At 29.4% G+C, this 856-nt stretch carries 1 protein-coding gene and 1 pseudogene; both read right to left on the bottom strand.

Translation table 11 applies throughout. The features are described 5' to 3' along the window. Positions 1-639 (bottom strand): glycerophosphodiester phosphodiesterase family protein (locus AMN78_RS01535; RefSeq protein WP_218836540.1); only part of this gene is annotated, 639 nt, incomplete at its 3' end. Then, positions 636-856 (bottom strand): annotated as a pseudogene (locus tag AMN78_RS04180) (sn-glycerol-3-phosphate ABC transporter ATP-binding protein UgpC); the annotation flags it as partial. The pseudogene AMN78_RS04180 and the gene AMN78_RS01535, both read right to left, overlap by 4 nt.

The following is an 856-nucleotide window of genomic DNA, read 5'->3' as shown; positions in this document are numbered from 1 at the left end:
TTTTTTAGTTATTGAAAGACCTTGTTGCAAAGTAATAAACCCTCTTAAAATATTCGGATTTTGTTTTTTAAGGGCGTAAAGAATTCTAAAATCATAAGAAGTGATTAAAGTTCTATCCTCAAGTTTAAAATCTTTAATATCTTTAAGGACTAAGGAAACCATTTTCTCTGGGTCTGGTGTTACATTTTCTTGTGTAGGAGTTGATTTAATTTCTAAATTTAAAAATACATCTTTATATTTATCTTCCGTCACTAATTTAAAGAAATCAGTTAATTTTGGTATTTTTTCACCTGTAATAGGTTTTTGATCTTTAAATCTTTTTGCGTACTTTGTTTCGGGCTTTACACTTCCAATAGTATACTTGCTAATTTCCTCATAAGTCAGTTCTACTAATTTCATACTTTTATCTGTGATCCAGTTCCCTGAAGCATCTTTAACTAAATCAGGGTTTAGTCTGTAATCATGAAATATTGTTGGAATATTATCTTTTGAAATTACAACATCAAATTCAACAGCTTTAATACCAAGATCAAAAGTATATTTAAAACCAGAGATTGAGTTTTCAACAATATCGCCTCTAGCTCCTCTGTGGCCGTATATTCTTATGTAGTTAGGTTTCGTTAAAAATGGATTGATCAATTAATCCTCAAATCAGTATTAGTATCAAACAGGTGTAGTTTGTCATTTTGAATGGAAAGATTAATATTTTTTCCAATAGTATCTTCTTTAACAACACCTGAGATACTTGCAACTAAAATCTCATTACTGTTTTCAAGTTTACCATGAATAAGTGTATTAGCTCCGATCAGCTCTACGAGTTCAACTTTTAACTTGATTGGACCATTTTGATCTAATT

Origin of the sequence: Candidatus Pelagibacter communis, assembly GCF_001179945.1 — a bacterium.
In the GTDB taxonomy this organism is placed as follows: domain Bacteria; phylum Pseudomonadota; class Alphaproteobacteria; order Pelagibacterales; family Pelagibacteraceae; genus Pelagilacustribacter; species Pelagilacustribacter ubique_A.
The sequence above is the reverse complement of the archived record's forward strand: the minus strand, read 5'-3'. Positions and strand labels throughout refer to the sequence as shown.